The sequence below is a fragment of the Vreelandella titanicae genome (assembly GCF_014697095.1).
Lineage (GTDB): Bacteria > Pseudomonadota > Gammaproteobacteria > Pseudomonadales > Halomonadaceae > Vreelandella > Vreelandella titanicae.
Genome location: NZ_CP059082.1, coordinates 4,494,601 through 4,519,281, shown reverse-complemented (window position 1 = coordinate 4,519,281; position 24,681 = coordinate 4,494,601). Strand labels below are relative to the sequence as shown.

Here is a 24,681-nt window from a genome sequence, read left to right as displayed (position 1 = left end):
TAGAGGACACCATGCCAGAGTATCGCTCACGTACCACCACCGCTGGCCGCAATATGGCCGGTGCCCGCGCCCTGTGGCGTGCCACGGGTATGCAGGACGGCGACTTTCAAAAGCCGATTATCGCGGTAGCCAACTCCTTTACCCAGTTTGTGCCGGGCCATGTGCATTTAAAGGATATGGGCCAACTGGTGGCGCGGGAGATTGAGAAAGCCGGGGGCGTCGCCAAAGAGTTCAATACCATTGCGGTGGACGATGGTATCGCCATGGGCCACGACGGCATGCTCTACTCGCTGCCCAGCCGCGACCTGATCGCTGATAGCGTTGAGTATATGTGCAACGCCCACTGCGCCGATGCGCTGGTATGTATTTCCAACTGCGACAAAATCACCCCAGGGATGCTGATGGCCGCTCTACGCCTCAATATTCCGGTTATCTTTGTTTCCGGCGGCCCCATGGAAGCGGGTAAAACCAAGCTTCTCAACCACGGGCTGGATCTCGTCGATGCCATGGTGATGGCCGCCGACGACAGCGTGGATGATGACACCCTGGCGGAAGTAGAGCGCAGCGCCTGCCCCACCTGCGGCAGTTGTTCGGGCATGTTTACCGCCAACTCCATGAACTGCTTAACCGAAGCGCTGGGTCTGGCCTTGCCCGGCAACGGTACCGTCTTGGCGACTCACTCGGATCGTCGTCGCCTGTTTGAAACCGCTGGCCATCGCATTGTCGAGCTGGCCAAGCGCTATTACGAAGGCGAAGAAGCCCACCTGCTGCCGCGTGCCATTGCCTCCAAGGCGGCGTTCAAAAACGCCATGACCCTGGATATCGCCATGGGCGGCTCTACCAACACTATTCTTCACTTCCTGGCGGCGGCCCAGGAAGCCGAGGTGGACTTCACCATGGCGGATATCGACCGTCTCTCCCGTGAAGTGCCCCAACTCTGCAAAGTGGCGCCCAATACCCAAAAGTACCATATCGAAGACGTCCATCGTGCAGGTGGCATTATGGCCATTCTCGGTGAGCTGGATCGTGCCCGAGTGCTGGATACCTCGGTGCCCACCGTGTATGGCGACAGCCTGAAAGCTGCACTGGATGAGTGGGATATTATGCGCTCGCCAAGCGCTGAAGTGGTCGAATTCTTTAAAGCCGGGCCAGGGGGCATCCCGACCCAAACGGCGTTCTCCCAAAGCGCTCGCTGGCCGAGCCTGGATGGTGACCGCGCTACCGGCTGTATTCGTGACCTTGAGCACGCCTTCTCCCAGCAGGGTGGCCTGGCCGTGCTTTACGGCAATATCGCGCTGGATGGCTGCGTGGTCAAAACCGCCGGGGTCGATGACTCGATCCTGGTCTTTGAAGGCCCCGCCCATGTGGTGGAGTCTCAGGATCAGGCAGTCGCCGATGTGTTGGCGGATAAGGTCAAAGAGGGTGATGTCGTCGTGATTCGCTACGAAGGCCCGAAAGGCGGCCCCGGCATGCAGGAAATGCTCTACCCGACCTCCTACCTCAAATCCAAAGGATTGGGTAAAGCTTGCGCGCTGCTGACTGACGGGCGCTTCTCTGGCGGTACTTCAGGACTCTCTATTGGCCATGTTTCCCCTGAAGCAGCGGCGGGCGGCGCGATTGGATTGATCGAGCAGGGCGACCTGATCCGCATCGATATCCCCAATCGGGCGATTAACGTCAAACTGACCGATGCCGAGCTGGCGGCCCGCCGCGAGGCAATGGACGCCAAGGGTGCCGCTGCCTGGAAGCCTGCCGAGCAGCGTCCCCGCAAGATCACTCCGGCACTTAAAGCCTATGCGCTGTTGGCGACCTCCGCTGACAAAGGGGCTGTTCGGGATCTAAGCAAACTCGACTGATATACGCAGCTGAAACATGCAGCTGAAACATGCAATAAGCCCGAGTAAGGAATCAAATGAAGGCGATTATAAACGTTGGATTAGTCGGCTACGGTTTCGCTAGCCAAACCTTCCACGCACCGCTGATCCAGGCCACGGAAGGCCTGGATTTGGTCGCGGTCTCTTCAAGCGATGCCGCCAAGGTGCAGGCGTCACTGCCGGATGTTGAGGTAGAGGCTCAGGCATTAGCACTTTGCCAGCGCAGTGATATTGACCTGGTCGTTATTCCCACTCCTAACGATACCCACTTTTCCCTCGCCAAAGCCGCTCTCTCGGCGGGCAAGCACGTAGTGGTCGATAAGCCGTTCACGGTGACCCTGTCAGAAGCCAAGCTGCTCAAAAAATTGGCGGATGATAAAGAGCGTCTATTGTCGGTGTTTCACAACCGTCGTTGGGACAGCGATTTCTTGACCGTTAAGGCCCTGCTTGAGGCGGGGACGCTAGGACGTCTGGTCAATTTCGAATCCCATTTCGATCGTTTCCGTCCGGAGGTTCGCGATCGCTGGCGCGAGAAGGCCACCCCCGGTGGCGGCATCTGGTTTGATCTGGGGCCGCATTTATTAGATCAAGCCTGCGAGCTGTTTGGCATGCCCCAGGCTATTCTGCTGGAACTCGGCGTGCTGCGAGATGGCGCCCAGGCTGACGATGACTTCCTCGCGCTGCTCGACTACGAAAGCTTTCGCGTTACCTTAGCGGCGGGCACGCTGGTGGCCGAACCGACACCGCGCTTCCGGATTAATGGCACCCAAGGCAGCTTCATAAAATACGGCTTAGACCCTCAGGAGGATCGCTTAAAAGCAGGCGAAGTGCCGACATCCCTGTGGGGCGAAGATACTCAACATGGCACCCTGACACTGCGCGAAGGGGAGGGGGATAACGCACCGCTAACGCGTCGTGAGCTTCCTACCCTGCCGGGCGACTACCTGGCCTATTACCAAGGTATAGCCGCCGCTATCCGCGATAAGGAGCCACTACCGGTCAGCGCCGATGATGCCCTGCGCTCAATGTCCTTGCTGGAAGCCGGGCTGGATAGCCACCGCCAGCGCCGCTGGATCGCATTGAAAACTCATCTTTAGAGAGAGGGGCGGGGGATTAGTCGCTTTTGCGTGTGAGGAGCCTTCTTATTATGTCATTGCGAGGAGCGTAGCGACGCGGCAATCTCAACCAGCGGCGGCAGTATAACCCCGAGATTGCTTCGCTTCGCTCGCAATGACAAAAATGAGGTAGCTTCGCTCACGATGACATCGACCCACCTCGAGCGAAGCTACTGCCTACTTAGATACTTCAAAGCAAATCCGTCGCACTATTGCGTTTCTCTTCCCGCAACCTATCCCGGGCGATATAGAGCGCGGCGATAGCGCGGGCTTCGTGAAAATCCTCGCGCAGTAGTAGGGCGGGTAGCTCCTCGATGGCGTGGGTTTCCACAATCAATGGCTCTGGCTCATCCCCTGGCAGGCGCTTGGGGTACAGGTCGGTGGCGAGGAGTACCTGCATACGGTGGCGCATATAGTTGGGTGCCAGCGAAAGCTCGACCAGCGGTTCAATGCGGTGAGCGCCAACGCCACACTCCTCCATCAACTCGCGGTTAGCCGCGGTAATGATATCTTCGCCAGGGTCAACTAATCCCTTTGGCAGGGTGAGCACATAATCTTCAAATCCAGCGGCGTATTCACGTATCAGCAGCACGTGGTCTGGGTCGGGCATCGCCACCATCATCACTGCGCCGCGGTCAGCGCCGGTCAAGCGCTCAAATTGGCGCTCTTCTCCGTTAGAAAAACGCAAATCAAGCGACTCAATCTGGAATAAACGGCTCTGGGCCACGCTCTTGCGAGCCAAAATTTGCGGCTTTTGCTGGTAGCCCGAACGCTTAGCACTGGCACCTTCAGGGTGATTGAAGGTGTCGCGAGTTGGGGGGGGCGTAGACATAAAAGTGGGCCTCCATGGCTGGTAAAAGGCGGTTAAGCTACAATAGCACGCTTACTCCTAACGTGACTGGAGCGGCAATGATTGATTGGCGCGAGATAGACACCGTCCTCTTGGATATGGACGGCACGCTGCTGGATTTACACTTCGACAGCCACTTTTGGCTCGAGCACCTGCCGCGGCGCTACCGCGAACTGCACCAACTGGATGAAGCCTCCCAGGAGGCGCTGCGCGCGCGTATTATCGGCGAGCAGGGCACCTTAAACTGGTACAGCCTGGCGTACTGGAGCCGCGAGCTGGGCGTGGATATCGTCGCTCTGAAGCGCGAAGTCCAGCACTTGATAGGCCTGCGTAGCGATGCTCTGGATTTCCTCAAATGGCTCAAACAGGCCCACCCGAGGGTCGTGCTCGCCACTAACGCGGATCGTGCGAGTCTTGCCCTGAAGCTGCCGCTCACCGGTTTGGAAAGTTACCTGGACGCGATCGTCTCTTCCGAGGACGTAGGAGCCGCCAAAGAGGAGCAGGCGTTTTGGTTTGCGCTACAAGACATCGAAGCCTTTGATCCCACGCGTACGCTGTTTATCGACGACAACGCCCGTGTACTCGAGAGCGCTCGTGAGTTTGGCATTAAGCATTTACTGGGCATTAAACAGCCCGACAGCCAGCGGCCTGAAAAAGAGCTGCAAGAATTTATTGCCCTTGATCGCTTTGCCCACCTGCTACCCGAACAGCTTCCTGAACAGGTGTCAGCAACCCAAGGAGTGCCTAAATGAGTGAGAGCGTACGCTTGGATAAATGGCTGTGGGCCGCACGTTTTTTCAAGACCCGCGCACTGGCTAAAAAAGCCATCGAGGGTGGGAAAGTGAATTACGACGGCGGCCGCGCTAAAACCAGCAAGCAGGTGGAAATCGGTGCGCTTATTCGCGTGCCCCAGGGCTGGGAGATATTGGAGGTAGAGGTCTTATCGCTTTCGGATCAACGCCGCGGCGCACCAGAAGCGCGCACGCTCTATGCAGAAACCGAAGAGAGCGTACAGCGTCGTGCTAAAGAGGCCGAAGCAAGACGCCTCACTAACGAAGCGATGCAGCATCCTCTCAAGCGCCCCGACAAAAAGCAGCGCCGCGATATCCAGCGCTTCCAGCGCCATCAGGGTGAGTAAGCCCACGCAGTTATATCTTTGCCGCCCTTCAATATTTGCTGTTCTAAAACACTAGGTTGCCAAATTATGTCCGATCAAATTCAACGTTTTATGTTCGATCACACCAATGTCCGCGGCGAGATCGTCACCCTGGCGGCCGCCTACCACGAAGTGCTGGATCGTCATGCCTACCCTCCGGCGGTGAATGAGCTGTTGGGCGAGCTATTAGCCGCCGTGGCGTTGCTTACCGATACCGTGAAATTGGATGGCACGTTGAGTATCGAGGTACGTGGACGCGGCGTTCTGTCACTGTTAATGGCCGAGTCCAACCCCGGTGGTGAACTGCGCGCGATTGCCCGCATAGCAGAAGACGCCGCACTGCCCAGCGAGCACGCCAGCTTCCGCGAACTAGTGGGAGAAGGCCAGATCGTGATTACCCTCGATCCCCGTGAGGGCCACCGCTATCAAGGTATTGTGGCGTTGGATCAAGAGACCCTGGGCGGCTGCCTGGAAGCCTATTTCAGCCAATCCGAGCAGTTGCCAACCCGCCTCTGGCTGGCCGCCGATGAGAAGCGTGCGGGCGGGTTACTGCTGCAGCGGCTACCAGAAGAGTCACAAAACCAGGATGTCGATGCCTGGGATCGCAGCGTACAGCTAGCCGATACGATCAAAACGGAAGAACTGCTCGGCCTTGAGCAGCGCGAGGTGCTGCATCGTCTCTATCACGAAGAGACCGTGCGTGTTTTTGAACCCAAAGCACTGCGCTTTGGCTGCACCTGCTCCCGTGAGCGTATGAGCTACGCGTTGCACTCTCTGGGTAAAGAGGAACTGCGGGATATTTTGCACGAGCAGGGGGCTATTGATACCCAATGCCACTTTTGCCACACGAAATATCACTACACAGCAGCGGATATTGAAACTTTGTTGGACGACCCTGACGCGCCACCGCCCACGATTCACTAAGTGTGTAGTCGAAAGCGTATACCAGGGCGACTACCTGCCGTACTAGGAGCGCCATTGTATTCAATGATTTTGGCGGTTCTTGCAAACGACTGTTTTAATTTTTACTGCGCTGCAACACAAAATGTAGTGCCTTTGTAGTAGTTTAACTACAAGATATTTGATCTTCGCCCCCGTTTCCTGGGGGCTTTCTTTTTGCCATAATGCGCCGGACTTCAGCGCACCCAGCCGGTTTCACAGTGGTTGGGATGAACATCAAGGCGTCGGTGACGCCCGGTAAATCGAGAGAAGCCCAGGAATCGACATGACCACGACTCAAGCCGCTCCCCAATCCCACGTTAATCTCAGCAGCGCCGAACTAGTCGAGCGCGCAGTGGCACGTGGCGAAGGCCGCCTCTCAGCCAACGGCGCCTTGGTAGTCAATACCGGCCTGCGTACCGGCCGCTCACCGAAAGACCGCTATATCGTTGACGAGCCCTCCACTAGCAGCCAAATCGATTGGGGCAATGTTAACCAGCCCTTCGACGCTGGCAAATTCAACGCCCTGTGGGATCGAGTCAATGACCACCTGATTAGCCAAGAGCATTTTGTCTCTGAGCTGCACGTGGGCAGTGATTCCGCTCACTATCTGCCGGTGCGCGTCACCACCGAAACTGCTTGGCAAAACCTGTTTGGCCGCACCATGTTTGTACGCCCTCAGGCCTACAACCAAGCAGTTAAAGACGAGTGGACGATTCTTAACGCCGCAGGCTTTGAGTGTGACCCTACTCGCGATGGCACCAACTCTGATGGCTGCGTGATCCTCAACTTCGCCGAGAAAAAAGTGCTTATCGCGGGTATGCGCTACGCCGGTGAAATGAAGAAAGCCATGTTCTCGGTGCAGAACTTCCTGCTGCCAGCCGCCGACGTACTGCCCATGCACTGCTCGGCGAACGTGGGTGAAGATGGTGAAACCTGTCTCTTCTTCGGTCTCTCTGGCACTGGTAAAACCACTCTCTCGGCGGATCAGGCGCGCTTCTTGATCGGTGATGACGAGCACGCTTGGGGAGATGGAGTTGTCTTCAATATGGAAGGTGGCTGCTACGCCAAATGTATCGATCTTTCCGAAAAGAATGAGCCGGTCATCTGGAACGCTATCAAGTTTGGCACCGTACTGGAAAACGTGGTGCTGGACGACCGTCGTGAGCCTGATTATGCCGACGATAGCCTGACCCAAAACTCCCGCGCCGCGTACCCGTTAGAGCACGTTGAGAAGCGCGTAGCGGAAAACCTGGCGGGCGAGCCGAATGCCATCGTGTTCCTGACCTGCGATATGTCCGGCGTGCTGCCCCCAGTGTCGATTCTTTCCAAAGAAGCCGCGGCGTATCACTTTCTGTCTGGCTACACCGCTAAAGTGGGTTCCACTGAAATGGGCTCCTCTGAAGGCTTGGCCGCCACATTCTCTACCTGCTTTGGCGCACCGTTCTTCCCGCGTCCTGCCCGTGAGTACGCTGATCTACTGATCAAGCGTGTCGAGAAAAAAGACGCCCAGGTATATCTGGTTAATACCGGCTGGACTGGCGGCGCTTACGGCGAAGGTGGCGCACGCTTCTCCATTCCGACCACGCGTGCCATCATCAGCGCGATTCAGTCTGGCGTGCTGCGCGACATCGAGACCAAGCACATCGATGGGCTCAATCTGCAAGTGCCGCTTGCCGTGCCGGGCGTTGATTCCAGCCTGCTCGACCCGCGTGAAACCTGGCAAGACCGTGACGCCTACGACCGCCACCTCAAAGACCTGGCGACCAAATTCGTTGATAACTTCAAGAAATTTGAAGGCGTCAATGAGGCCATTATCCAGGCAGGCCCCCAACTGACCTGAGCATCAGTTGATGACTTGGACGTCAGTTGACCAGCGTGTCAGGCCGCTAGAAAAAGCAGCAGAAAAAGTAGCGTGCCAGTGTAAGTAAGTCGCACCCACTAGCGACTAAACTACACAGAAATGATCGACCTCAGAATGGGACAGCGCCACGGCACTGTCCCATTTTTATTGGCTCTTTTGCTGGCCGATTATTTTCCTTGCCAATTTCTGGGGAGTGATTCTCATGAAAAGACGTCAATTTTTAGGCCTGGCCGGACTTACCGGCGCGGTCGGGGTGATACCTGGACTGTCATTTGGCTTTCCACGGCTTGACCTGGAGGCTGCACCAGGCCTGGAGCCACTGGAGCTTAGTGAAGCCGAATGGCGTGAACGACTCTCCGATGAAGCCTTTAATGTACTCCGAAAGGCAGGCACTGAACCCGCCTTTTCAAGCCCGTTGGACAAGGAGTGGGGGGATGGTGAATACCGCTGCGCTGGCTGCGATCTGTTACTCTTCACCAGTGAAATGAAATATGATTCCGGTACCGGTTGGCCAAGCTTTTTCGAACACGTGGAAGGGCATATGCTGACCGAGCTGGACTTCAAGCTGGTTTGGCCCCGTACCGAATACCACTGCGCCCGCTGCGGTGGCCATCAGGGCCACGTCTTCGAAGATGGCCCCGAACCCACCGGCCTGCGCTGGTGCAACAATGGCGTTGCCTTGCGCTTCGTGCCTGCTGAATCGAGCTAGGCTGCCGAGCGGGGGGAGGATAGAACAATCATTAGGAGTGTTGCGTGAAAGGTTGGCTCCAACAACGATGGACTCGAAAGAAACTCGCCAGCATCCATAACCTGCATGATGTTGAGCGGCTGGCCCGAAAAGTGTTGCCCAGGCCTATTTTTGGCTATATCGACCATGTGGCCGAGGATGGGCGAACCCAGCGAGCCAACCTCACCGCTTTTGATGATTACCACTTTTTGCCCAAGGCGTTTGTCAACGTCTCGCAGATTGATCTGCACACCGAGCTTTATGGCAAGCGCTATACCGTTCCTTTCGGTATCGCTCCCATGGGCATTAGTGCGCTGTCAACTTACCAGGGCGACTTAGTGCTGGCGCGGGCAGCAGCGAAGCGCAACCTGCCCATGGTTATGAGTGGTTCATCGCTGGTGCCCATGGAGGAGGTGGCTAAGGTGGAGGGGGCCGACTGGTTCCAGGCCTACCTGCCCGGTACCCCAGAAGGTATCGAGGCCCTGCTCGAGCGGATCAAGCGAGCCGGCTTCAAGAAGCTGGTGGTAACGCTTGATTACCCGGTGCCGCCCAACCCCGACAATTTCCGCCGTTCGGGGTTTTCATCCCCTCTCGAGCCAACCCTTCGCCTAGCATTTGACGGTCTGATACGACCTGGTTGGCTATGCAATACCTTCCTGCGCACCTTGTGGAAGCACGGCATGCCGCATTTCGAAAACAACTATGCCGAGCGGGGCGCGCCCGTTATCTCCCGACAAGCCGCGCGGGACTTTTCGGGGCGGCGCCATTTTGATTGGGGTTATCTCGATCTTGTACGGCGCCTGTGGCCCGACACCTTGATCGTCAAAGGGATATTAAACCCGGAAGACGCAGTACGTGCTCAGCAAGCAGGGGTTGATGGCATTATTCTTTCAAACCATGGCGCACGCCAGTTGGACTGCACCATTTCCCCGCTCCAGGTGCTGCCCGAGATCAAGCGTCGCGTTAGTGATATCCCCATTATGATCGACAGCGGCTTCCGGCGTGGCTCCGATGTGATCAAGGCGCTGGCATTGGGGGCTGATTTTGTCTTTGTGGGGCGTCCTTTCAACTATGCCGCCGCCTGCGCAGGGCAGGCTGGGGTAGAGCATGTCGCCGATCTTTTACAGCGTGAAATTGAGCGCAATATGGCTTTGCTAGGGCTGACCAGTCTCTCACAGCTAGACCGCTCCTGCCTCTACCTATCAACAGTGTGATTACGTGCCTCGGCCATGTGCATAACGTGCACATGGCCATGGAATCCCCACATCCATGTGCATGCGAGATTTAGTAGCGCGTGGTAAGCCTAAGGCGCACCCGCGGAAGCAGCGCGAAGCGGTGCCGGGGTTGGTTCGTATAGGCAGTGTTGGTTGGGTGCCATGGGGCGTCGTTCCGCCGCCTCCCGCGGGTGCCTCGAAACGCTCGCTGAGCTCGCTTTCTCGTTACCACGCGCTACGGGTTCTGCACCAAGCGAAATCGATGGGTTCTCGTAGCGCGTGGTAAGCGAAGCGCACCCGCGGAAGCAGCGCGGAGCGGTGCCGGAGTTTGGCTGAAGTGCCATTGGGCGTCGTGCCGACGCCTCCCGCGGGTGCCTACGAACGCTCGCTGAACTCGCGTTCTTCGTTACCACGCGCTACGGATGTGCACGAAGTTGAATCGGTGGGTTTCGTAGCGCGGCGTAAGCGTCAGCGCACCCGCGAGAGCAGCGCGAAGCGGTGCCGGGTATGGCTGAAGTGCCATTGGGCGTCGTGCCGCCGCCTCCCGCGGGTGCCTACGAACGCTCGCTGAACTCGCGTTCTCGTTACCACGCGCTACGGGATGTGCATCTGTCTCATCAAAGCCTAAACCCTTCAACAATATGCTCGGCCAGGCTATCGATAATCGGTGACTGGGTGGCGGAGGTGTGCTGCAAAACGATGGACGCTTCCGGCAGTTCGGGAAACCCTTCTTTTTTACCCAATATCTGCATGTCGGCGGTGACTAAACTGCGCATCCAGGCAGACACTGCCAAGCCCGCCCCCACAACCGCCTGTAACGTCGCCAGGCTCGGGCTGCTGTAAGCGACTCGATAGGCCCGGCCTGCGCGATCCAGTGCATTACAGGCATGACGTCGACAAAAGCAGGGAGCCTCAAACATGGCAAGGGGTACTGGCGTCTGTAAATGTGTGCAATGGCTCTCAGCCGAGACCCACACGGTAGCCTCACGCCTTAAAATGGTGCCAACTTCGTCGCCTATCTCCCGCGTCATAATAATCAGGTCTAGGCTCCCTTGCGGCTGCTGAGAGAGTACCGAAGAGGGGGCGCAGTGCACATCCACATCCACCAGCGGCCAGGCTTGGGAGAAGGTTTTCAGAATGCCGGGCAGAAAACGCATCACATAGTCATCCGGCACCCCCAGGCGCACACGGCCCACCATATCCGGCTGGCGCAGCAGCGTCAGCGCTTCTCCCTGCAATGAAAGAATTTTGCGTGCATAACCCAGCAGCGTATGCCCTTCGCTGGTTAACAGCAGCTGGCGATTCTGGCGCACAAACAGTGGGCGCTGAATAACATCCTCTTCCAGCCGCTTGATTTGCATGCTGACGGCCGATTGAGTGCGGTTTACCGTCTGAGCGGCGCGGGTGAAGCCGCCCTGGTCGACAATGGCCACAAAGGTGCGCAGCAGCTCATGATCGATGGTGGGTAGTGTGGCCATAGCTATCAATCTTTTTGATGTTGAACATAAGAAGTATTCGTTGGATTGATCTTAGGCGCTGTTCAATACTTCCTTCAACACTTATTCACCACGCCGCTGCTGGCGGCGAAGGGAGGTTGAAATGGAGCGCTCGCTACACTGCTTGCAAAACCAACGCTTGCAGAACCAACAGTGCCAGTCTGCTGAGAAGCAACCCAGCATCACCTGGCGGGAAAGAATTTATCGCTGGTACCAATTGCGTCGCGAGCGGGATTCCTTGCGCCATTTGAGCGATGACATGCTGAAAGATATTGGCATCAGCCGCGATGACGTACAGCGCGAGTCACGCCGCCCGTTCTGGGATGACCACGGGTGGCGACGCTGAAGCCGCAAGTCATGCCAGCCGTGGCGCGTTTGTGATACCTTGTTGGCACTAAAAAATGCTGCATGAGTTAGTTGCAATTTATGGATGTCAATCAGCGTATTATTTCCCGTCTGGCCACTGAGCTTGGTGTGCGTCCCGAGCAAGTGTCCGCCACGGTGGAGCTACTGGATGGCGGCGCCACCGTGCCCTTCATTGCCCGTTACCGTAAAGAAGTCACCGGCGCGCTGGACGATATCCAGCTGCGCCAGTTGGATGAACGGCTTCGCTATCTGCGTGAGTTGGAAGAGCGCCGCGCCGCGGTACTTGTCGCCATTGATGAGCAGGGCAAGCTCGATGCTACGCTGAAAGCCAGCATCGACGCTGCCGAGACCAAGCAACGCTTGGAAGATTTATACCTGCCGTTTAAGAAAAAACGCCGCACCAAAGCGCAAATCGCTCGCGAAGCCGGGCTTGAGCCGCTGGCGGATGCGCTGCTTGCCGATCCAACGCTTAATCCGGAAAGCGAAGCGGAAAACTATCTGCGCCCAGCAGAAGGCGATATTCCTGCCATCGAAGATGCCAAGGCCGCTCTGGATGGCGCCAAGCAGATCTTGATGGAGCGCTTCGCCGAGGATCCCGAGCTCATCGGCCAACTGCGCGAACGGCTGTGGCAAGAGGGCCAGCTCAGCGCCCGTGTGCTGGAGGGTAAGCAGCAGGAGGGCGCCAAGTTCTCCGACTATTTCGAGCACGATGAGAAACTCGCCAAAGCGCCATCACACCGCGCTTTGGCAATGTTCCGGGCGCGTAACGAAGGCGTGTTGAGCCTGTCGATTCGACTGCCCGGCGAAGACGAGGCCCCCATTCACCCCGCCCAGTTGGCGATTGCCAAGCAGTTTGGCATCAGCGACCAGGGCCGCCCGGCGGATAAGTGGTTAGCCGAGGTGGTGCGCTGGACCTGGCGGGTGAAGCTCTATACAGCACTGGAGACCGAGCTGCTGGGCCGCCTGCGCGAACAGGCTGAGCTCACCGCCATTGAAGTGTTTGCGGCTAATCTAAAAGACCTGCTGCTAGCCGCGCCGGCGGGGCAGAAAGTCACCCTTGCCATCGACCCCGGCCAGCGCACCGGCTGTAAGGTCGCGGTGATCGATGCCACTGGGCAATTTGTCGATCACACCACTATCTATCCCCATGCGCCGCAAAACCAGTGGAATGAAGCCTTGAGCGTGCTGGCTAAGCTGGTGAAACAGTACGGCGTCGAGCTGATTGCGGTGGGCAATGGTACCGCCAGTCGTGAAACTGACAAGCTCGCGGGCGAACTACTAAAAGCCCTGGCGCCAGCGCACCGGTTAAGCAAAGTGATGGTCTCTGAAGCGGGCGCCTCGGTCTACTCTGCCTCTGAATACGCCTCGCGGGAAATGCCGGATCTTGATGTGACGGTGCGCGGTGCCGTCTCTATTGGTCGCCGCCTGCAGGATCCGCTGGCCGAACTGGTTAAAATCGAGCCCAAGTCGATTGGCGTAGGCCAATACCAGCACGATGTCTCCCAAGTACAGCTGTCGCGCAGCCTGGAAGTCGTCATTGAGGACTGTGTTAACGCCGTGGGCGTCGACCTCAATACCGCTTCCAGCGCACTGCTTTCACGGGTAGCCGGTCTGAGCGCTGCGCTGGCCGAAAATATCGTTGCTCAGCGTAATGTCAAAGGCGCCTTCAAAAACCGTAAAGAGCTGTTAGAGGTGAGCCGCCTCGGTGCCAAAACCTTCGAGCAGTGCGCGGGTTTCCTGCGTATCCACAATGCCGATAACCCCTTGGATGCCAGCGCCGTTCACCCGGAAGCCTACTCACTGGTGGAACGTATCGCCAAGCAGAGCGGGCGTGAAGTACGCGGCTTGATTGGCGACAGCGCCGCGTTGAAAGCCTTAAAGCCCGCCGATTTTGCCGATGAGCGTTTCGGCGTGCCCACCGTCAGCGATATCCTCAAAGAACTGGATAAACCTGGTCGCGACCCTCGCCCTGAGTTTAAAGCGGCCGAATTCCGCGAAGGTGTCGAAACCCTTAATGACCTCAAGCTTTCCATGGTGCTCGAAGGCACAGTCACCAATGTGACCCACTTCGGCGCTTTTGTGGATATCGGTGTCCATCAGGACGGCCTGGTACATATCTCGGCGCTATCTGATCGCTTTATCGATGACCCCCGCAGCGTGGTGAAAGCAGGTGATATTGTCACCGTTAAAGTGATGAGCATTGATATCCCCCGCAAACGGGTAGGTCTATCGATGCGTTTGGATGACCAGCCTGAGGCTGAAAACGGTGCTAACAGCGGTGCCAATAAGAACAGTGGCTCGCCTAAAGAGCAATACAGTGGTGCTCGTAAACCGGCTCGAAACCAGCGTAACAACGCTAATAAAGCGGAAGCGCCAGAGCCCATGGGTGCGCTTGGAGCTGCGCTATTGAAAGCGCGTGGCGGCAAATAGTCGCGTGTCCTGGAAGCGAAGGTGTCTTGAAAAAACGATCGTTGCCGCCATATCCTGTTTTCTGTTTTTGAATCAGCGATGATGGCGATGCCACCTGACTACACCAAGGCCCGCTCAAGGCGGGCTTTACTGACAAGGAGTGTTCACCTTGCCTGAACCACTCACTGTGCCATCCGCGCTGACCGCGCAAGTCGAGTGCCTGATACCCAGTGCGCGCCTTGGTCGGTTGGGCCGCCTGCGTCGTGGGCTTGAAAAAGAGGGACTGCGGGTCGATGCTACTGGCCACATTGCGCAAACGCCGCACCCGCACGCGCTGGGGTCGAAATTAACCCACCCGCATATCACCACCGACTACTCAGAGTCGCTGTTAGAGTACATCACGCCGGTTTACTCTCAGCCGGGTGAAGCGCTGTGCTTTCTATCTGACCTGCATACTTTTACTTATCATCACCTGCAAAACGAATGGATCTGGCCCGGCAGTATGCCCTCTAGGCTATCCGGCAACGACAGCGTGCCGATTGCCGATTATGGCAGCTCCAACGTGGGCACCATGAAGCATGTTTACCGCAAAGGGTTGGACATGCGTTACGGCCGCATCATGCAGGCGATTGCAGGCGTTCATTACAACGTATCGCTGCCTGATGATATGTGGCACGCCCTACGCGAGTTGGAAAAAGCCACCAATATCCCCTTCAACGACTATCGTTCCACCCGCTATTTCGGCATGATCCGTCACTTCCGCCGCCATAGCTGGTTGTTGCTCTATCTGTTTGGCGCTTCACCGGCCATCGATAAAAGTTTTTTGCCTGAAGGTAAGGTACCCGAAAAACTGCAGTCGCTTAGCGACGACACCTACTTTGCCCCATACGCGACGACCCTTAGAATGTCCGATCTGGGGTATCAAAACAAAGTACAGTCGCAGCTTAAAATCTGTTTTAACTCGCTCTCTAACTACGTTAATACCCTGCGGCACGCCATCTCTTCACCGTGGCCCGACTATGAAAAAATGGGTGTTAACGTGGATGGTGAGTGGCGTCAGTTGAACGCTAATATTCTCCAGATCGAAAACGAGTACTACAGCGACATTCGGCCCAAGCGGGTTGCCAAACACAACGAAACGCCCAGCCAAGCCCTCGAAGCCCGCGGCGTGGAGTATATCGAAGTACGCTGTTTGGATTTAAACCCCTTCGACCCCCTGGGCGTTACTGAAGACCAGATGCGCTTTGTGGACACCTTTTTGATGTGGTGCCTACTCAGCGACAGCCCGTGGATCTCCGACGAAGAGTGTGACCGCTTGGACGACAACCGCCGCTGGGTGGTGGAACGCGGCCGTGACCCTGAACTCACGCTAATCAACCACGGTGAAACCACCTCCGTGCATGAGTGGGGCGAGCAGATTTTCGCCGAGATGGGCGAAGTTGCCCGCCTGCTAGATGCGGTCGAAGAGGGGAGCCCGCATGCTGATGCGCTGGCAAGCCTTGCACCACGTCTTGCAGACCCTTCGCTAACGCCTTCTGCCCAGGTGCTGGAACGGTTAAAAGCGCACGGCGGATCGTTAAGCGATTTGATGCTTAGCCTGGCCAAAGAGCAGGCCGAGCAGTTAAAAGCCGCGCCGATGCAGCGCAGTCGTGAAGCGCTGCTTGCTCAGCTGATTGAGACCTCGCACCAGCAGCAGCACGATATTGAAGCCGCTGATAAAGAGACCTTCGAAGAGTTCTTGCAGGCCTATTTCACTAAAGCTCGTGAGTCCCGCGCCATGTCGGCGCTGCCATCTGAGGTTAGACAATGATTCTGCACTCCTTTCGCTCGGCCGCCCTGGCTGGTTTAGCCTTCTGCGTTTTAATGATGGCGGTAGCCCTGGGGCTTGAGCACATCGGCGGATATGAACCCTGCCCGCTGTGTATCTTTCAGCGCGTAGCGGTGATCGTCGCGGGCATCGTGTTCGCGATAGCCGCTATTCACAGTCCCGCCGGGCGTGTAGGCAAAGTGATTTACGGGCTGCTGTCGCTGGCTGCTGTGGGAACCGGTGCCTTTATCGCTGGCCGCCACGTTTGGCTACAAGGCTTGCCCGCCGATGAAGTCCCTTCCTGCGGCCCTGGGCTCGATTACATGATGGATATTCTGCCCATGCAGGACGTGGTGGCCATGGTGTTAACCGGCTCAGGCGAGTGCGCCAATATCGATTTCTCGTTGCTCGGCCTATCACTGCCCGCCTGGACGCTAATCGGATTTGCCATTCTGGCAATCGCACCGCTGCGTATGCTGTTGATGAAAAGTCGGGGTTAGTAGGGCGTCAGGGATAAGGAGACGTACATGCTTTATCAACATTTTGCGACTCAAGAAGAGATCGACCGCGCCTACGACCCGATGATGGGTCGTGACCCGGCGGTGTTGGTAAAGGATTGGCGTGAGCGCAGTGAAGCATCAAGAGTTAACCACCGCACAACGCTCGATCTGCCTTATGGCCCAACGCTTGCGGAACGCATGGATATCTTTCATGCCGATGCACCTGATACCGATAGCCCAAAAGCGCCGGTGCATGTGTTTTTCCACGGCGGCTACTGGCGCTCGCTGAGTCATCGTGAATTTAGCTTTATCGTTGACGACTTGGTGAAAGCCGGTATCACCGTCGCGGTGGTCAACTACGCTCTCTGCCCGCAGGTACGCTTTAGCGAGCTGGTGCGGCAGAGCCAAGCAGCGGTGGCCTACGTTTATCGCCATGCCGCTGAATTGGGCGTTGATCCTGAGCAGCTGAGTATTTCGGGACACTCGGCGGGCGGGCATTTATGCGCGATGCTAATGTCGACGGACTGGGAGGGCGCTTTTGGCTTACCCAACCAGCTGATTCGTGGTGCGCTGTGTATCAGCGGTTTATACGACCTGCGGCCTTTTCCCTGGTCGTGGCTGCAGCCCAAGCTTCAGCTTAGCGGGCGCGATGTGCAGGAGTTCAGCCCCATATGGCTGCCATGCCGAGTACCTGCGCCTATAAAGCTGGTAGCAGGGGGCCTGGAGTCAGAAGAGTTCGAGCGCCAGATGAGCAGCTATGCTGAGCATTTGAGCCAGCAAGGCCAAACAGTGACTCAGCAGCTACTTTCCGACGTAGACCACTTCTCGATTCTTGAGCACTATCTTAACGATGGTTGTTTTGTTGAGTGGATTAAAGAATTTCACGCTAGCGTTAAGATATGATTAAAAACTAACGAAGCTTCTCAATACAGGATCGAAATCAGCCTGAAGCGGGGGTCTTTCGCCAAGGCCGGAAAGTGTTCCCGACAATTCCGGCATTTCCGCCATCCATGGCGGTCAGATGGCGAAAGTAGCGCCCAGGGATGGGTTCACAGCGCCCCCGCGGAAGGTTGTTTCGATCCGGTGCACCTCTTTGTACTCTGCTAGAGGCACTTTTGATTATCCTTAATGAGCCGGAATCACCGCCGTCGCTTCGATTTCCACCTTAGCCTGATCCTCAACCAGCCCCGCCACCTGAACCATCGTCATTGCCGGAAAATGCTTGCCCAGCACCTCGCGATAGGCGGCGCCCACCTCCTTAAGCCGCGCCAGATACTCCTGCTTGTCCGTCACATACCAGGTCAACCGCACGATATGCTCCGGGCCTGCGTTCGCCTCTTTTAAGATCGCCACGATATTTTGCAGCGCCTGATTCACTTGAACGACAAAGTCATCGCTTTCAAATACCTGGTCGGCATTCCAACCAATCTGCCCACCTACAAACACACTCTGGCCCGAAGCCAGCACGCCGTTAGCGTAGCCCACCGCTGCTTTCCAATGCGAAGGGTGAAGAAACTGATGAAAGTTGGCGTCACTCATTATGGCTATCCTTATAGGTTTTCGACGGTAAAGTGCTGGCGCATAGCCTCTGTCCAGGGCATTGGCTGACCGCTATTTAGATCCACATATACAAGGGTTGAACGACTGGTTAGACGTTTCTGATCACCGCAGTAAGCGATAATCTGAAGGGTAAGGCTGCTACGCCCAACGGCTTGAACCGTTAATTCAAAGGTGAGTCGTTCGCCTAACCGGCTCGGCGCATGAAACTGGGTGTCGATAGCGGCGGTGGGAACCCCGGTGCCGCTCTCAACGTGCAGTTGGTTAAAGTCGCGCTGCACGACCTCCTCAAACCAATCCTCCACCACGGAGTTAATCATCTCGAAATAGCGGGGGTAAAAAACGATACCCGCCGGATCACAGTGCTGGAAACGGACTTTTCGCTGGGTAGTAAACGCCACTGTTTTCTCCTCCCTACACGCCCAGATAACGGTCACGAATGGCGCTGTCCAGCGCGGCGGGTTTGCCCTCCCACGCTGTACAGCCTTTTTCCAGGATGGTGCAGCGGTCAGCAATGGGCAGAATTTCGCTTAATGACTTATCCACCAGCAGCGTAGCTTGACCTTGCTCCTTGAGCAGCCGAATTGCCCGCCAGATCTCCTGGCGAATCACCGGCGCCAATCCTTCAGTGGCTTCATCCAGCACCAGCAAACGCGGGTTGGTCATCAGCGCCCGGCCAATAGCCAGCATCTGCTGCTCACCGCCGGAGAGGGTCTTGGCCATTTGCGCGCGGCGCTCTTCCAAGCGCGGAAACAGCGTTGATACTTTCTCCAGTGTCCACTCGCCCGGGCGGGCGGTCACCAACAGGTTTTCGCGCACCGACAAATTAGGGAAACAGCGGCGCCCCTCCGGCACCAAGCCAAGCCCCGCTTTAGCGATACGAAAAGCGGGTAAGCGGCGTATGTTCTGGGATTCAAACTCAATCGTGCCACGGCTGGCCGGAGTCAGACCGAATATCGAGCGAATGGTGGTGGTTTTACCCATACCGTTGCGCCCCATTAGGGCGACCATCTCACCGGCGTTAACGTCAAGGCTAACGCCAAATAACGCCTGAGAGGGCCCATAAAACGTTTCAATATCAGCAACCTTAAGCATCAGAATCCCCCAGGTAGGCTTCACGGACGCGGGGATCCTGCCTAATAGTGTGGCTATCCCCATGGGCGATAACGCTCCCGGATACCAACACAGAGATACGATCAGCCAGACGAAATACCGCCTCCATATCGTGCTCGATCAGCAGGATAGGCACTTCCAGCTTAAGAGCCTCCAGCAGCTCGGTTAGCTTCGCCGATCCTTCTGGGCCCAAGCCCGCCATGGGTTCGTCCAGCAGCAGTGCGCGGGGCTTGAGCGCCAGAGCGCAAGCCACCTCCACCTGGCGGCGCTCGCCGTGGGAAAGTTCAAATACCGGCGTCCAGGCGCGATGGCTAAGCTGCATACGCGCCAGTGCTTCATAGGCTGGTTCAAGCAGTTGCCGATCGCGAGCAACGGGCTTCCAGAACCGAAAACTGTGACTCTGCAGCGCTTGAACTCCCATCATCACATTGCGCATCACCGATAGCGGCTCCGCCAGCGAGGAGACCTGAAAGCTACGCCCCAGGCCCAGGCGCGCCCGTTGAGCGATACTCATGCTCGTGATCTCACTGCCTGCTAAGTAAACACTCCCTTCATCAGGGCGTATATTTCCCGCGATTTGGCCAATCAGGGTCGATTTCCCCGCGCCGTTGGGGCCAATCAAGGCGTGAATCTCCCCGGGTCTAAGATCCAACGAAACATCGCTGGTCGCCTGTAGTGCGCCAAAGCGCTTATGCAGGTTTTGTAGTGAAAGAACCACATCACTCATTGCGTTCCCTCCCGGCCAGCCAACCCATCACACCATGTTTGGCAAATAGCACCACCCCAAGCAGTACTAACCCGAGGAAAAGCTGCCAATATTGGGTGACTCCCCCCAGAAAGGTTTCCATCATCACAAACAGCACCGCACCGGCTAACGGGCCGTAAAGACGCCCCACGCCGCCTAAAATGACGATGACCATCAGTTCGCCGGAGAAGTGCCAACTCAACATTGTCGGGCTAACAAAGCCATTCAGATCCGCATAGAGCGCACCAGCAAGCCCGGTAATCGCGGCAGAAATCACAAACGCCACCAAGCGAATGGGGTAGGGGCTGATCCCGGCAGTGGCAAGGCGTACATCGTTAAGCCGTGCCATGGTCAAGGCCGCACCAAAGCGCGATTTCATCATTCGTGAGGTAATTGCCATCGCTAACACAAGCCCGGTGAAGCAGATCAGGAAATAGGTGAGTGCATCGCTGCTATCGAGCATGTTGTTATTGAACAGGGGCAGGGTGTTGCGAATATAAATAGGCAGACCATCTTCGCCGCCATAGGTCGGCCAGGAGTTGGCAAAGTAGTAAATCATCTGCGCAAAGGCGAGGGTGATCATAATGAAATAGACCCCCGTGGTACGCAGTGAGATAGCGCCGATGACCAGCGCTAGCAGCCCGCACAGCAACATAGCGGCGAGCCATATCACCAGTAAATTGTCGCTGCCCGGCACGCTGAAAGGCCACGTCATAAATGGGGTCATATCAAAAGCGTGATAAGCACTGATGCCTGCCACATAGCCACCTAAGCCGAAATAGGCCGCGTGGCCAAAGCTCACCATGCCCCCATAGCCAATGGCCAGGTTAAGGCCAACGGCCGCCATGGCAATAATGGTGATACGCGAGGCCAGATTGACATAATAAATATGGCCCAAGAAATAGGCTGCTACAGGCAGTAACAGCAGTAGCCCGAGCAGGGCCATCTGAACCAGCCCTTTGCGGTCAAAAGGTCTATCCGCTTCGGGCGCTAGCGCAGCGTTCTTGGACAAGGAAGTGGTATTAGTCATGGGCAGAGAACAGTCCCTTAGGCTTGAACGCGAGAATGACGGCCATGAGGATATAGATCAGCATCGCGGCCAACGCCGAACCGACGCCGGTCGCCTCAGACGGCGGCATAAACGCTTGAAAGAAGATGGGCAGATAGACCCGACCCAAGGTGTCGACAATACCCACCAGCAGGGCACCGAGTAGCGCGCCTTTAATTGAGCCGATACCGCCAATGACGATTACGACAAACGCTAAAATCAGCACTGGCTCGCCCATACCCACCTGTACAGATTGCAATGCGCCTACTAAAGCGCCGGCTAAACCCGCTAACGCCGCCCCTAAGGCAAACACCAAGGTATAGAGTTTTGAAATATTGACCCCCAGCGCACCAATCATTTCGCGATCGCTTTCACCTGCCCGAATGCGCATACCGAGTCGAGTTCGCGAGATAAGCAAGTAAAGGGCAATCGAAATAGCGATACCCACCCCAATCAGCATCAGCCGATAGATGGGGTAGCGGGTATCACCTGGCAGGGTGACAAACCCCGTCAGCCAAGAAGGAGGACTCAACCATAACGGTGAAGAGCCGAAGATCCAGCGCGTGCCCTCCGAAAAAATCAGTATTAGTGCAAAGGTTGCCAATACCTGATCAAGATGAGGACGGTGGTAAAGTCGGCGTATCACCAACAGTTCTACCAGTGCACCTACCAGGGCGGCCGCGGTCATCCCAGCAGCCAGTCCAATCAGAAAAGAGCCCGTTGAGGCAGTCACCGCTGCCGTGGCGTAGGCGCCCACCATATAAAAAGAACCGTGGGCAAGATTGATCAGCCCCATCACCCCAAACACCAAGGTGAGGCCGCTGGCCATCAAAAACAGCATCGTGCCGAGCTGCACGCCGTTCAGTAATTGCTCTATCAGCAGAGTAACGGACACGTTGGGTATCCTTAGCGCAGGTAAAGAGAAAAGGCTGGGCGGCTACACCCAGCCGAGGCGAGCTTACATCTGGCACTGCTCGTAATAGACGTCTTGGATATCTTCGATTGCGACACCGATCAGGCGATTGGTGGGCTCGCCATCGTCACCCTCCACGACTTCACGCACGTAAATATCCTGGATAGGGTGCTGGTTCGGGCCGAAGCGGAACTCACCGCGTACGCTGTCAAAGTCAGCGGCCCGCAGTGCTTCGCGGAAGGCGTCTTTGTCATCGGGGTGGGCAGTTTCAAGCGCGCTAAGAATCAGGTTGGCGGTGTCGTAACCTTGTGCCGCGTACAACGTTGGCGTGCGGTCATAGGCTTCCCGGAAGCCCTCAACAAAGCGATCGTTGGCCTCGTTTTCCAGGTCATATGCCCATAGCGAGGTGTTGCGTGCGCCAATCGCCGCACTGCCTACCGCTTTGATTAAGATTTCATCAAACGAGAAGGCGGCGCCAAAGATCGGCATATCGACACCGGAGCTTTCCCACTGCTTCATAAACGAGATGCCCATACCGCCGGGTAAGAAGAAGAACAAGCTGTCGGCATCGCTATCGCGAATCTGGGCAATTTCAGCCGCGTAGTCGGTCTGGCCCATTTGGGTGTAAAGCTCGCCGACGACCTCGCCTTCATAAAGATGTTTAAAGCCCGCTAGCGCATCGGTGCCAGCAGGGTAGTTGGGCGCCATGATGATCGGGCGCTCATACCCCTCTTCGCGCATATACGCACCCATGGCGCCGTGCAAGTTGTCGTTCTGATACGCCACGTTGAAGTAGTTCTCGTGGCACATGCGCCCTGCTAAATCGGAGGGCCCGGCATTAGGTGACAGGTAGAAGGTGCCCTGGCGTACCACCGAAGGAACGACCGCCATTGCCAAGTTTGACCAGATAATGCCGGTAAGAATATCGACCTCATCACGCTGCATAAACTCATTGGCCAGCGTACGCGCCAGGTCGGGGCGTCTTGCATCATCCTGAATCAGCACTTCCACGTCGTCGCGGCCCGACTGCTCAAGGGCCAGCATGAAGCCATCGCGAACGTCCACGCCCAGGTGCGAACCGCCGCCTGAGAGGGTGGTAATCATGCCAATTTTAACGTCATCAGCGTGAGCAGTGGTTACCAGGCTGGAGGAGAGCAGTAAGCCAAGGCCAAAGCGGGATATCATTTTCATGGATCATTCCTCATTTTTTAATCGTTTATTACTTAGAGGGTCATGCGTTGGTGTTGGTGCTATTGATGTTAGTGCTATTCACATTGATGCCAGGAGAGCCAGCACTCGGGTAATGTTCCTGGCTCAGCCGAAAGCGCTGAACCTTACCCGTGGATGTTTTAGGTAGTGCCTCGATAAATCGTATGGAGCGAGGGTACTTATACGGCGCGATGGTCTGCTTCACGAAGTCCTGCAACATTTGCTGACATTCTTCATCTTGCTGAAAACCATCGTTTAGAACAACAAAAGCCTCGACAATTTGGCCACGCTCCTGGCTAGGAGCGCCAATCACCGCGCACTCTTTCACGGCGGGGTGGGCCAGCAGGGCTGCTTCCACCTCGGGGCCTGCGATGTTATAGCCCGCCGAGACGATCATATCGTCGTTGCGAGCGGCGAAGTGGAAGTAGCCCTCTTCATCCTGGTAAAACGCATCACCGGTGATATTCCAGCCCGCCTTTACATACTTTTGCTGGCGCTTGTCGGCCAGGTAGCGGCAGCCGGTAGGGCCGCGCACGGCCAGTTTGCCGACCGTGCCGCGAGGGACATCATTCATCTCGTCATCAACGATTCGTGCCTCGTAACCGGTCACCGGTTTGCCGGTGCAGCTGGGGCGATGGTCATTCAGGTGATTAGAGATAAAGATATGCAGCATTTCAGTTGCGCCGATGCCGTCGAGAATCGGTGTGCCGGTTTGCTTGATCCAGTCATGATAAATCGGTGCTGGCAGGGTTTCGCCAGCGGAAACCGCCACGCGCAGGCTGCTCAAATCCTCATGGCGAGTAGGTGCTGAGAGCATCGCCCGGTAGGCTGTTGGTGCGGTGAAGACCACCGTGGCCTGATACTCGCGGATAATGTCCATCATATTGGGCGGGGAGGCGTGTTCGAGTAGCACGGCGGTGGCGCCGAAGCGCAGCGGGAAAATGGCCAGCCCGCCCAGGCCAAAGGTAAATGCCAGCGGCGGCGAACCGACGAACACGTCCTCCGGCGTTACCTGTAGGACTTCCTTGGCGTAGCCGTCGGCAATGACCAGCAGATCGCGGTGAAAGTGCATGGTGGCTTTGGGTGAGCCGGTAGTGCCAGAGGTAAACCCCAGCAGCGCCACATCGTCGGCGGCGGTATTCACCGCTTCAAAGGTGGCGGGTTTGCCCAGCGCTAAACGGTCAAGCTCGGCGTCGTGGTTAGCCGTGCCATCAAAGCCAGCCACACGTTTGAGTACCGGGCTGTGTTGTTGGCACTCAACCAGTTCATCGAGCAGGCGGGTATCGCACAGGGCTAGGCTGATTTCCGCTTTATCGATTACCTGGCATAGCTCTTTGGTGCGTAGCATCGGCATGGTGTTGACCACCACGGCCCCCGCCTTGGTGGCGGCCAGCCAACAGGCCACCATGGCCGGGTTGTTGGCGGAACGGATCAATACCCGCTGGCCGGGAACCACGCCCAGGTCTTCGACCAGCACGTGGGCAAGGCGGTTGGTCCACTCAGTGAGCTCTTGATAGGTGCGACGACGGCCGTTGCCCGCTAAGGCAACTCGTTCACCGTGACCCTGGTCGAGCAGTCGATCGCAGAGCTCAACGCCCGCGTTAAGTCGTTGGGGATAATGGTAGCCCGCGAGCAGGAACTCAGGCTGACAATCAGTGGGTGGCAGGTTATCCCGCGCAAAAGTATCAGCATGGGCCGACTGGATGTACATGACCAACCTCCGTATTTGGTGTCGTTGTTTATTCCTGCCCACGGCTCAAAGGAAGCGCGGGCAGGGAT

At 56.8% G+C, this 24,681-nt stretch carries 23 protein-coding genes; 13 read left to right on the top strand and 10 right to left on the bottom strand.

Annotated features, from left to right (window positions below):
* The first annotated feature begins 11 nt into the window (after positions 1-11).
* Both ilvD and HZS52_RS20830 read left to right on the top strand, forming a co-directional pair.
* Positions 12-1,856: a dihydroxy-acid dehydratase gene (gene ilvD / locus HZS52_RS20835; protein WP_022519718.1), complete on the top strand. Its 1,845-nt coding sequence runs from the start codon at positions 12-14 to the stop codon at positions 1,854-1,856.
* A gap of 56 nt (positions 1,857-1,912) precedes the next feature.
* Entirely contained in the window at positions 1,913-2,971 is a 1,059-nt protein-coding gene (locus HZS52_RS20830) for an oxidoreductase (protein ID WP_022519717.1), read from the top strand.
* Positions 2,972-3,179: 208 nt separating this feature from the next.
* Here the strand turns inward: HZS52_RS20830 and nudE are convergent, their stop codons facing one another.
* The gene (gene nudE, locus HZS52_RS20825) at positions 3,180-3,821 is read right to left on the bottom strand and encodes an ADP compounds hydrolase NudE (RefSeq protein WP_022519716.1); all 642 of its coding nucleotides are present in this window, start codon (positions 3,819-3,821) and stop codon (positions 3,180-3,182) included.
* Positions 3,822-3,898: 77 nt separating this feature from the next.
* Here nudE and yrfG point away from each other — a divergent pair, with 77 nt between their 5' ends.
* The 6 genes from yrfG to HZS52_RS20795 all read left to right on the top strand — a co-directional run bounded on the left by yrfG (position 3,899) and on the right by HZS52_RS20795 (position 9,739).
* A complete protein-coding gene (gene yrfG, locus HZS52_RS20820) occupies positions 3,899-4,591 on the top strand; it encodes a GMP/IMP nucleotidase (protein ID WP_027958816.1) in 693 nt (230 codons plus the stop codon).
* Entirely contained in the window at positions 4,588-4,977 is a 390-nt protein-coding gene (locus HZS52_RS20815; protein WP_071692655.1) for an RNA-binding S4 domain-containing protein, read from the top strand. Before yrfG ends, HZS52_RS20815 begins: the two co-directional genes overlap by 4 nt.
* Before the next feature lie 66 nt (positions 4,978-5,043).
* A complete protein-coding gene (hslO, locus tag HZS52_RS20810) occupies positions 5,044-5,919 on the top strand; it encodes an Hsp33 family molecular chaperone HslO (RefSeq protein WP_022519713.1) in 876 nt (291 codons plus the stop codon).
* Positions 5,920-6,220: 301 nt separating this feature from the next.
* Positions 6,221-7,777 carry a phosphoenolpyruvate carboxykinase gene (locus HZS52_RS20805; RefSeq protein ID WP_190373569.1) on the top strand — a complete coding sequence of 519 codons (1,557 nt, stop codon included), beginning with the start codon at positions 6,221-6,223 and terminating at the stop codon, positions 7,775-7,777.
* A 223-nt stretch (positions 7,778-8,000) separates the two neighbouring features.
* Positions 8,001-8,507 carry a peptide-methionine (R)-S-oxide reductase MsrB gene (msrB, locus tag HZS52_RS20800; RefSeq protein ID WP_190373568.1) on the top strand — a complete coding sequence of 169 codons (507 nt, stop codon included), beginning with the start codon at positions 8,001-8,003 and terminating at the stop codon, positions 8,505-8,507.
* Positions 8,508-8,551: 44 nt separating this feature from the next.
* Positions 8,552-9,739, top strand: coding sequence for an alpha-hydroxy acid oxidase (locus HZS52_RS20795; RefSeq protein ID WP_022519710.1), 1,188 nt, complete (start codon positions 8,552-8,554; stop codon positions 9,737-9,739).
* Positions 9,740-10,356: 617 nt separating this feature from the next.
* Here HZS52_RS20795 and HZS52_RS20790 read toward each other — a convergent pair.
* Complete coding sequence (locus HZS52_RS20790; RefSeq protein ID WP_039860607.1) at positions 10,357-11,217, bottom strand: LysR substrate-binding domain-containing protein; 861 nt, start codon at positions 11,215-11,217, stop codon at positions 10,357-10,359.
* A gap of 121 nt (positions 11,218-11,338) precedes the next feature.
* Between HZS52_RS20790 and HZS52_RS20785 the strand changes: the two genes are divergently transcribed.
* The 5 genes from HZS52_RS20785 to HZS52_RS20765 all read left to right on the top strand — a co-directional run bounded on the left by HZS52_RS20785 (position 11,339) and on the right by HZS52_RS20765 (position 17,220).
* Positions 11,339-11,581 (top strand): DUF1127 domain-containing protein, encoded by a 243-nt coding sequence (locus HZS52_RS20785; RefSeq protein ID WP_022519708.1) that lies wholly within the window; start codon positions 11,339-11,341, stop codon positions 11,579-11,581.
* Between the two features lie 80 nt (positions 11,582-11,661).
* Positions 11,662-14,031 (top strand): Tex family protein, encoded by a 2,370-nt coding sequence (locus tag HZS52_RS20780; protein ID WP_190373567.1) that lies wholly within the window; start codon positions 11,662-11,664, stop codon positions 14,029-14,031.
* Positions 14,032-14,179: 148 nt separating this feature from the next.
* A complete protein-coding gene (gshA, locus tag HZS52_RS20775; protein ID WP_190373566.1) occupies positions 14,180-15,820 on the top strand; it encodes a glutamate--cysteine ligase in 1,641 nt (546 codons plus the stop codon).
* Positions 15,817-16,317 carry a disulfide bond formation protein B gene (locus tag HZS52_RS20770; RefSeq protein ID WP_022519705.1) on the top strand — a complete coding sequence of 167 codons (501 nt, stop codon included), beginning with the start codon at positions 15,817-15,819 and terminating at the stop codon, positions 16,315-16,317. Before gshA ends, HZS52_RS20770 begins: the two co-directional genes overlap by 4 nt.
* 27 nt (positions 16,318-16,344) lie before the next feature.
* Positions 16,345-17,220, top strand: a complete 876-nt coding sequence (locus HZS52_RS20765; protein ID WP_022519704.1) for an alpha/beta hydrolase — start codon at positions 16,345-16,347, stop codon at positions 17,218-17,220.
* A gap of 222 nt (positions 17,221-17,442) precedes the next feature.
* Here HZS52_RS20765 and HZS52_RS20760 read toward each other — a convergent pair whose 3' ends face one another.
* The 8 genes from HZS52_RS20760 to HZS52_RS20725 form a co-directional block, all read right to left on the bottom strand.
* The gene (locus tag HZS52_RS20760; protein ID WP_190373565.1) at positions 17,443-17,856 is read right to left on the bottom strand and encodes a RidA family protein; all 414 of its coding nucleotides are present in this window, start codon (positions 17,854-17,856) and stop codon (positions 17,443-17,445) included.
* Positions 17,857-17,867: 11 nt separating this feature from the next.
* Positions 17,868-18,275, bottom strand: coding sequence for an acyl-CoA thioesterase (locus HZS52_RS20755; RefSeq protein WP_190373564.1), 408 nt, complete (start codon positions 18,273-18,275; stop codon positions 17,868-17,870).
* A gap of 13 nt (positions 18,276-18,288) precedes the next feature.
* On the bottom strand, positions 18,289-18,969 hold the full coding sequence (locus HZS52_RS20750) for an ABC transporter ATP-binding protein (protein WP_190373563.1): 681 nt from the start codon (positions 18,967-18,969) through the stop codon (positions 18,289-18,291).
* Positions 18,962-19,714, bottom strand: coding sequence for an ABC transporter ATP-binding protein (locus HZS52_RS20745; protein WP_041157925.1), 753 nt, complete (start codon positions 19,712-19,714; stop codon positions 18,962-18,964). The genes HZS52_RS20750 and HZS52_RS20745 overlap by 8 nt, the downstream gene beginning before the upstream one ends.
* Entirely contained in the window at positions 19,707-20,762 is a 1,056-nt protein-coding gene (locus tag HZS52_RS20740) for a branched-chain amino acid ABC transporter permease (RefSeq protein WP_022519699.1), read from the bottom strand. The genes HZS52_RS20745 and HZS52_RS20740 overlap by 8 nt, the downstream gene beginning before the upstream one ends.
* Complete coding sequence (locus HZS52_RS20735; RefSeq protein ID WP_009288482.1) at positions 20,755-21,675, bottom strand: branched-chain amino acid ABC transporter permease; 921 nt, start codon at positions 21,673-21,675, stop codon at positions 20,755-20,757. Before HZS52_RS20735 ends, HZS52_RS20740 begins: the two co-directional genes overlap by 8 nt.
* Before the next feature lie 63 nt (positions 21,676-21,738).
* Positions 21,739-22,884, bottom strand: coding sequence for an ABC transporter substrate-binding protein (locus HZS52_RS20730; protein WP_009288483.1), 1,146 nt, complete (start codon positions 22,882-22,884; stop codon positions 21,739-21,741).
* 40 nt (positions 22,885-22,924) lie between these two features.
* Positions 22,925-24,613 (bottom strand): benzoate-CoA ligase family protein, encoded by a 1,689-nt coding sequence (locus HZS52_RS20725; protein ID WP_190373562.1) that lies wholly within the window; start codon positions 24,611-24,613, stop codon positions 22,925-22,927.
* Positions 24,614-24,681: the final 68 nt, after the last annotated feature.